We start from the raw sequence: 6325 nt of genomic DNA, 5'->3' as shown, positions 1-6325 counted from the left end.
CAATGGAGCTTCGGAGCCGTCCTGGCGACAAACTCTTCGAAGTCCTTCATATGGCGGGCAACGGTCGCCCTGTCCGGTCCCACCAAATGGTTCTCGGGTGCTGGCGATCCGATCGGCTGTTCGCAGCAAAGGCATTTGCCGATGTATGGACCAAGCTTCGCAGCAACCTCGACTGATACTGTCTCGCCATTTTCGGCGCGGTTCAGGGTCGCAGGCGAAATGCCGATCTCTGCCGCCATGGCGCGTGTGCCGAGGCCGCGAACCTCTCGCAACCGGCGCAGCTCGCCGTGCTTATCAGCGTAGGTGCCGCCCTCCACATGATGCTTCGGTGTGGGGGCGGACGCATCGGCAGGCCAGAACGTAACTGTTTCACCGTTGCGGGTGCATTCCACGATCCACTCAGCAATGCCTGGATCATCGGCTTCGAATGGGGCGTGGCAGCTAATCAGGTGACCGTCAGCATCGCGGCTTTCAGCCCGCCACCCCTTCTCTCGCACTTCCTCGCTGGTCTGTAGGTTTACCGGGTTCGGGTTCTTCATTTCGAGGTCTCCGAAATCGCCTGCGGCGAATGAGTCGTACCGTCGAAAATCTCCGTGGCGTGGGCCGTCAGGAGCGCGCCAAGTTCGGCCAGTGCTGAATGTATGGCGGCAAGCTCCCGATGCGCGGGCTTAGGCCCGCCGAAGATGCTCATCGGGATTGCGTCGTGCCGCCTCTGGATCTCGACCATGAAGCTCACCAGGATCTGGTGGCTCTCCTTGACGCCGGTATGGCGAGCTAGGCGTTCTGCAGTATCACGCATCGTCCAAGCCCTCCGTGGTGGCGGCGCGGAAGGCCCGCAGGTTCTCGATCACCGACTTGAATATACCGTCGATCAGCCAGCTATCGCGGGCACCATCTTCGGGGTCTTGCGAGTAACTGATGGATTTAAGCAGATCGTGCTCGCGACGAGCCAGAGCATGCAGGTGGCCGCGCCGGTCGCCGTCGAAGTCATCGAGATCGGCCTCGACGGCCTCATAGGCTTCGAATGCCATCTCCATTTCCGGCGACATGCGCCACCACGACGGCCACCGCAAATTCGATTGGGGCGGTGGCGTGGGGCCGAAAAACGCATCGGTCGGCAAGACGGTCAGAACGCGGCCGGTCTTGTAATAGATCGGCACGATGCGCGATGCGGCAGCCCACCATACGAGCCAGATGGAAACCTTGCTGGAGCCTTCCTTCTTTTTGAAGAATAGACCCCGCCCGTCTTTCACCTGGGCGATCATGTCCGCGCGGTCGGCGTCGGAGAGTTCGATACCGTAGCGCTCTTTGGCGCGCTGCTCGGCATGGATTGCAATGAGTTCGTCAGACGTGATGTTCATCGCGCTTCCTCGCTTTGGGGTGGATGATCAGCGATGGCAGCGTCAACCAGAGACCTGAACCGGATCAGTTCGGCATAAGTGAATTTGACGCTATTGAAATCACCCCGCGAGCTGTTGCGCGCGACGAAAAGGTCATCTTGCTTCGTGAGGGAAATCGGCCCGATCTGATACGTCATTCTGCCGAGCCCTCCGTGGTGGCGAGGGCGGCGCGCTTATCCTGCTCGGCGTTGTAATGTCGGATCGCGTGGGCGAAGCTGCTGCATCCCGGTCCGAGATAGTTGCACTTCACGCATTCAACATGGCGCCAGCCGTCGTAGTTGAAGACGTTGAGGTTGTCGGTGTCCTTGCAGTTCGGGCACGGCTTCATCTTCGGATAGGCCATCACTTGCCCTCCGGCGCGAGGGCGGCGACGATTGCAGCGCGCAAGGCTTCGTCTATCCAGCCGTCGAGCTGATAGTCCTCTGTGCCGGTCTGCTTGCGGTATGCCTCACGAGCATCCGTGACCATCTGGTCGGTCACCATCACATTCGATACGGGCGGCGGGAGAGCTAGCGGTGTCGCCAATGGGTCAAGCGTAGATGGAAACAGCTCCCGATCTGCAATCTCAGGTCCATTCGGGTCTTTCGGATGCCCCGTCGAATGCGTCTCGGGTGCGGGGGAGTAGAGCCGATAAAAGACGATATCGTCGTGGTCGCCGAACTTGCTGTCATAGGACCATCGCGTGGCGTAACCGGATCCGGCCTGTGCCACTACCTGCTTCCCGTATCGCAGGATAACTTCTACCGCAGTTCCTTCAGGGACTGGCATCTCGCCACCCTGCCAGCGCGTCCATTTCTGCTGCTCGACCGTCGGCTGACGTTCTGTCATTGGGTGATCCCCCACGTTTCGCAGAGTGACTGGCGGTGCATGGTGATGGCGGGAAGGCTGGCGCGCTTGATGCGTGCCGCGCCGGAGACGGGATCGGTCCGGTTGGTGAAGACGACCGTGCGATCCTCCCGGGATAGATCCGGCGGGGGAACCTTGCCGGTTGCAATGACGTGAATGTCGTGTCGCTGCATGAATGCGGCCAAGTTGCTCGGGAGAACCTGAAGGCGCTCGGCAATTTCGCGGAGGCGAAACCCTCTATCGATCAGCTCGCGGACGCGGGTCACATGGTTGTCGTTAAGCAGTGGCTTCATCATCATCGGACTTCCGCCCTTTTCGTTCTGCGGTTGGCGAGAAGCTGCATCAGCTCGCGGTCGTCGTTGCTGCAGCCCTTCAGGCAGAGAGCGCTGAAAAGAGCGCTTTCGAGCGCGTTGGTGCCGGATGCAATGCCGGCCTCTCTCGAGTGAGCCTCTTCGGAAAGTGTGAGAAGGTGTCCGGCGGCGCGGTGCATATCGATCGCCAGGGCGATCTGTTTGCGCTCGAAGTAGGTAAGGGTGGGGTCGCCGCGCCGCCTTAGCAGTTCACCGAGCGAGGGAGCCGGCACCAGGCGCGGCGCGGGACGCGGGAAAGCGAGGATCTTGGCGCTCATTGGGCGCGCCCCAGAGTGCTGCCGCCGCAGACGTTGACAGCCAGGACAATCCACATCGCAATCTTTGCGACTTCAAAGTCGGGGCGCTCACGATTGACGTCGACGACAAACACCGGCTGGTCATTGGCATCAACGACAGTTCCGCATTGGTCCTCGAGATGACGTAGGGGAAGCGCGACTTTCTCCTTCGCCAGATCGGCGGCGAAGGCGTTTCGTGCGGTCATGATTTCGGCAATCGCTTCCATCACACGCGCTCCATTGCTGCATAGCGGGCGTCAAGTTCGACGAGGCGATGACCGGCGAGGGCGGCGGAGAAGGCGAGGAGGATGCAAAGGGCACCAAGTGCGCCAATCAGGCCGTAGCGCGGCAGTCTGCTTTCGCTGCGTGCGGCTGCCGCGCCCTTGATGACCGGTGCGGAAACGGTGCGGGGTGGCCTGACGCCGGGGTCGTCGAACACGATCGGAAGCACATGGATGTTGCCGCCGCGGCTCGCGATGATGCGCCGGCGCGCCTGCTCTTCCTCAACTTCGATGAGGACCCGCTCGGCCTTTGCTGTGTCGTCACCCCAGCGCCGCGCGATTGTAATGTCGTCCTGCAGAACAGCGTGCCGCTGGTCCAGCTGGTCGTCGGTGAGGTGTGTGAGGTTCTGGGTCATGGAATGCCTCCATCCGTTTCGGATGCCGCATCGCGCAGATGCGGTCACCGAAGCGGATCAGGCTGCCTCCCGGTTCTCCAGGCGCGAGAAAGTCTCGGCAGCCTTCGCGATGGTGGCCTCTGAAAGGTGGTCGTCGGTGTAACCGAGCGCCTTGAACTCGGAGCGGGTCATGGCTGTGCCGCGCTCGCGCTGGAGCTGCGCAAGTTCCAAGGGGATGTTGCGGACGCGTACGGGATTGTAGCTGGCGGTTTTCATGGTCTTCCTCATCCGGTTGAAGTTCCCGCCTTCGGCCCGATGCTGTCGGACATCGGGCCTCGGGGCAGGAGGACAATCCAGTCACAGGGGAATGACCGGATGAGGTAGAAAATAAATCTACATTAGTGATACGTCAATCCCGTGATAGAAATAAAATCTACAGTTGGAAAACGACTCGACTCACTTTGGTATCCATGGATTTATGTGAACCAAAGGAGAACAAAATGCAGCATGCAGGTAAAAGTGCTCGCGTATTTGAGCTACATATCCGGTGCGAAAGCTGTCTGAAGGAGAGCGCGCGGGAAGTGCACGTGCCTGCTGTTCCGGGAGCTCCAAGCGATGCAGACGAGCTGGTCGAGAGCCAATACCTCTCGTCTCTTGCCTATTGTTGCGCCCGCTGCGAGAGCGCCATCGGAAGGCTATTTGCGATTAATTACCGGGGCGGCGAAACGGTATCCGCCTAGAAAGGCAGATCGTTGGTGATGCGGCGAACCAGTCCCAAGATCTGGACTGACGTCCCGGCATCAGCCTCCATATCTCTTTCGATCACGATGGGCTTGTGTCGGGGATTGGTCGAGCGCGGATGAAACTCTGTGCGGTCGGCATATATTTCGACTTGCTTGATCGACCACTCCCGGGTGTGGCCGCCGTCACGCGTTCTCTCAACAACCACTACCATGCCATCCCGCAGGGCCGCTTCGTTTGCTATATCCTCGTAGGAAACGCAAACGACACGGTCGCCGGGGAGGATTGGGCGAGGCCGGAGATCATTCATGGAATCGCCTGACACGTTGAACGCCATAAGGCGCGCGTGCGGGAAGCGGTCGTCGGAAGGCAGGGACAGGTATTGAGGCTCAGATTGGTCTAGGTCGTCGACCTCCCGGAAAGTGCCAGCCTCCACGCTGCCAGCGATGGCCACTGGTACCAGGCGACCAGGCGCCAGTGAAATCTCAATATCCTCTTGATCGATGCCTTCTTTCAGCCAGAGCGAGGACTTTTTCACAGTCTTCGCCAAGCGGTCGATAACGTCGCCGCGCGGCTGCTCGATTTCGCCGTTGAGGTACTTGTTTATGTTGGCATAGGGTATGCCGCTTTGCCGCGCGAGTTCCTTCCCGCTCCAGCCCAGCTCCGTCCTACGCTCGTCTAATCGCTTCCACCAAATCATGTTATACATTTTAAGACCGGAAATTATTTCGGGTGTAGATTTCGGATGGCTTGCGTGTAGATTTAAAATCTATTACGTATGCAGCATGGAAAACGCCCAGACCGTGTCCGACATCATCAAAACCGCAGGCGGGCCTGCAGCTATTCAGGCTGAGCTTGAAAAGCTCGATCATGTCTTGACTCGGGATGCGATCTACAAATGGCAGAAGACCGGTATTCCGGACCGCTATTGGTTGGCGATCCTGAAGCTGACCAACTTTGGTACTGATCAGCTTTATCGCGCCAACTGCATTGCTCGCGGCTTGGCGCCAATTCCGGAGGCCGCTGAGTGATGCACCTCCCTTCAAAATTCCTATCGGCTGTCGTGTCTCCTCCCAGGCAGCCGTTGCTTGTACGTCGTTTCTCCTCCTCCCAGGCGACAGCAAGCGTTCGGCCGGGGCCTGCCGCAATTGGGTTCCGGCCGAAAGTTCCCCTGCATGGTGCGTGGGCATTGCACCGTGCCGACTACCGCCGGGGCGGCGGACCTCTCGGCTCCGGCGGTTCTTTTCTTCTCGTTTGTGCATGTGGGCCTCCGTGAGTTGCTGACGGACTGAACTTCTCATTTCGAAACCGTTCCCACTACGGGAATCGCGCAGGGTAATTCCCGGCGCGGGAAACCTTTTGTCCAAGGGAGATCAAGGACATGGACGCATTTCTCTATCGCATCAAAGCTGCACAGCGGGACTTGATTGAGCGTTGCGGCGGCATCATGCGGGTCGTCGAAAAGGCCGGCTTCTCCAAGTCCGAGGTCGGGCGATGGAATAACTCCTCTGAGCCAGACCTGATGCCGATTGGCGCCATTGCTGTCCTCGAACGGGACTGCGGCCAAGCACTGGTCACTGCCGTGTTGGCCGAAACCAACGGACGTCGTCTTTCCGACCCTGATGAAGAGCGCAAGGCGGAAGTCTGCGTACTCAACAGCCACGCCGAGCTGATGCGGCAATCGGCGGAACTGGCGCATTCGATCGCGGTTGCCATCGCGGACGGACAGGTGTCCCCCTCGGAAGCGCAGACCATCGATCGCGCCGCCTCCGGCATACAGAAGGGGCTTTCTGATCTTCGCGCTTCGCTTGCCACCATCAAGGCACGGGGTGGTGCCCGTGCGGGCCTGTCCCTGGTCTCCGGGGATTGACCTTGAAGATGAGCAACAGCCTAGAGGTGCGGCTTTTCCGTTCGCAGGGTCGAAACCTGCGGGCGGTTTTCGCGCATCTGGATGCAGCGGCGCTACGCGACTTCGGTGAACCTGTTCACCCGACGGACGCGTATGTCGAAGACCGCTTCACGCGGGACCGCATTGAAAGTGGCATCTGCTGGCGTGATTTGCACACCGGCTCCCCA

13 protein-coding genes are annotated in these 6325 nt (G+C 59.8%); 2 read left to right on the top strand and 11 right to left on the bottom strand.

Annotated elements, in window-relative coordinates:
- The 11 genes from LH464_RS05420 to LH464_RS05370 form a co-directional block, all read right to left on the bottom strand.
- Positions 1 to 539: helix-turn-helix domain-containing protein (locus LH464_RS05420; RefSeq protein WP_226785347.1), on the bottom strand; the 539-nt coding region annotated here is incomplete at its 3' end.
- Positions 536 to 799 carry a hypothetical protein gene (locus LH464_RS05415; RefSeq protein ID WP_226785346.1) on the bottom strand — a complete coding sequence of 88 codons (264 nt, stop codon included), beginning with the start codon at positions 797 to 799 and terminating at the stop codon, positions 536 to 538. The genes LH464_RS05415 and LH464_RS05420, both read right to left, overlap by 4 nt.
- Positions 792 to 1361, bottom strand: coding sequence for a hypothetical protein (locus tag LH464_RS05410; RefSeq protein ID WP_226785345.1), 570 nt, complete (start codon positions 1359 to 1361; stop codon positions 792 to 794). The genes LH464_RS05415 and LH464_RS05410 overlap by 8 nt, the downstream gene beginning before the upstream one ends.
- A gap of 172 nt (positions 1362 to 1533) precedes the next feature.
- Positions 1534 to 1743: a YheV family putative metal-binding protein gene (locus LH464_RS05405; RefSeq protein WP_226785344.1), complete on the bottom strand. Its 210-nt coding sequence runs from the start codon at positions 1741 to 1743 to the stop codon at positions 1534 to 1536.
- Entirely contained in the window at positions 1743 to 2228 is a 486-nt protein-coding gene (locus tag LH464_RS05400) for a hypothetical protein (protein ID WP_226785343.1), read from the bottom strand. Before LH464_RS05400 ends, LH464_RS05405 begins: the two co-directional genes overlap by 1 nt.
- Positions 2225 to 2545, bottom strand: coding sequence for a hypothetical protein (locus LH464_RS05395; RefSeq protein ID WP_226785342.1), 321 nt, complete (start codon positions 2543 to 2545; stop codon positions 2225 to 2227). Before LH464_RS05395 ends, LH464_RS05400 begins: the two co-directional genes overlap by 4 nt.
- Complete coding sequence (locus LH464_RS05390; protein WP_226785341.1) at positions 2542 to 2874, bottom strand: hypothetical protein; 333 nt, start codon at positions 2872 to 2874, stop codon at positions 2542 to 2544. The genes LH464_RS05395 and LH464_RS05390 overlap by 4 nt, the downstream gene beginning before the upstream one ends.
- Positions 2871 to 3119, bottom strand: a complete 249-nt coding sequence (locus LH464_RS05385; RefSeq protein ID WP_226785340.1) for a hypothetical protein — start codon at positions 3117 to 3119, stop codon at positions 2871 to 2873. Before LH464_RS05385 ends, LH464_RS05390 begins: the two co-directional genes overlap by 4 nt.
- Positions 3119 to 3529, bottom strand: coding sequence for a hypothetical protein (locus LH464_RS05380; RefSeq protein WP_226785339.1), 411 nt, complete (start codon positions 3527 to 3529; stop codon positions 3119 to 3121). Before LH464_RS05380 ends, LH464_RS05385 begins: the two co-directional genes overlap by 1 nt.
- 57 nt (positions 3530 to 3586) lie before the next feature.
- The gene (locus LH464_RS05375; RefSeq protein WP_226785338.1) at positions 3587 to 3784 is read right to left on the bottom strand and encodes a hypothetical protein; all 198 of its coding nucleotides are present in this window, start codon (positions 3782 to 3784) and stop codon (positions 3587 to 3589) included.
- A 460-nt stretch (positions 3785 to 4244) separates the two neighbouring features.
- Complete coding sequence (locus LH464_RS05370; RefSeq protein WP_226785337.1) at positions 4245 to 4958, bottom strand: XRE family transcriptional regulator; 714 nt, start codon at positions 4956 to 4958, stop codon at positions 4245 to 4247.
- A gap of 76 nt (positions 4959 to 5034) precedes the next feature.
- Between LH464_RS05370 and LH464_RS05365 the strand changes: the two genes are divergently transcribed.
- Both LH464_RS05365 and LH464_RS05360 read left to right on the top strand, forming a co-directional pair.
- Positions 5035 to 5280: a hypothetical protein gene (locus tag LH464_RS05365; RefSeq protein ID WP_226785336.1), complete on the top strand. Its 246-nt coding sequence runs from the start codon at positions 5035 to 5037 to the stop codon at positions 5278 to 5280.
- Positions 5281 to 5630: 350 nt separating this feature from the next.
- Positions 5631 to 6119 carry a hypothetical protein gene (locus LH464_RS05360; protein WP_226785335.1) on the top strand — a complete coding sequence of 163 codons (489 nt, stop codon included), beginning with the start codon at positions 5631 to 5633 and terminating at the stop codon, positions 6117 to 6119.
- Positions 6120 to 6325 lie beyond the last annotated feature (206 nt).

Origin of the sequence: Pseudorhizobium xiangyangii, assembly GCF_020531965.1 — a bacterium.
Classification (GTDB): domain Bacteria; phylum Pseudomonadota; class Alphaproteobacteria; order Rhizobiales; family Rhizobiaceae; genus Neorhizobium; species Neorhizobium xiangyangii.
Note: the sequence above shows the minus strand (reverse complement) of the source record. Positions and strands in the feature narration are given on the sequence as shown.

Bases quoted from the DNA above. Each gene is read 5' to 3' on its own strand.
- LH464_RS05405 (WP_226785344.1), bottom strand. From the start codon at position 1,743: ATGGCCTATCCGAAGATGAAGCCGTGCCCGAACTGCAAGGACACCGAC.
- LH464_RS05400 (WP_226785343.1), bottom strand. From the start codon at position 2,228: ATGACAGAACGTCAGCCGACGGTCGAGCAGCAGAAATGGACGCGCTGG.
- LH464_RS05415 (WP_226785346.1), bottom strand. From the start codon at position 799: ATGCGTGATACTGCAGAACGCCTAGCTCGCCATACCGGCGTCAAGGAG.
- LH464_RS05360 (WP_226785335.1), top strand. From the start codon at position 5,631: ATGGACGCATTTCTCTATCGCATCAAAGCTGCACAGCGGGACTTGATT.
- LH464_RS05380 (WP_226785339.1), bottom strand. From the start codon at position 3,529: ATGACCCAGAACCTCACACACCTCACCGACGACCAGCTGGACCAGCGG.
- LH464_RS05410 (WP_226785345.1), bottom strand. From the start codon at position 1,361: ATGAACATCACGTCTGACGAACTCATTGCAATCCATGCCGAGCAGCGC.
- LH464_RS05395 (WP_226785342.1), bottom strand. From the start codon at position 2,545: ATGATGATGAAGCCACTGCTTAACGACAACCATGTGACCCGCGTCCGC.
- LH464_RS05390 (WP_226785341.1), bottom strand. From the start codon at position 2,874: ATGAGCGCCAAGATCCTCGCTTTCCCGCGTCCCGCGCCGCGCCTGGTG.
- LH464_RS05370 (WP_226785337.1), bottom strand. From the start codon at position 4,958: ATGTATAACATGATTTGGTGGAAGCGATTAGACGAGCGTAGGACGGAG.
- LH464_RS05375 (WP_226785338.1), bottom strand. From the start codon at position 3,784: ATGAAAACCGCCAGCTACAATCCCGTACGCGTCCGCAACATCCCCTTG.
- LH464_RS05385 (WP_226785340.1), bottom strand. From the start codon at position 3,119: ATGGAAGCGATTGCCGAAATCATGACCGCACGAAACGCCTTCGCCGCC.
- LH464_RS05365 (WP_226785336.1), top strand. From the start codon at position 5,035: ATGGAAAACGCCCAGACCGTGTCCGACATCATCAAAACCGCAGGCGGG.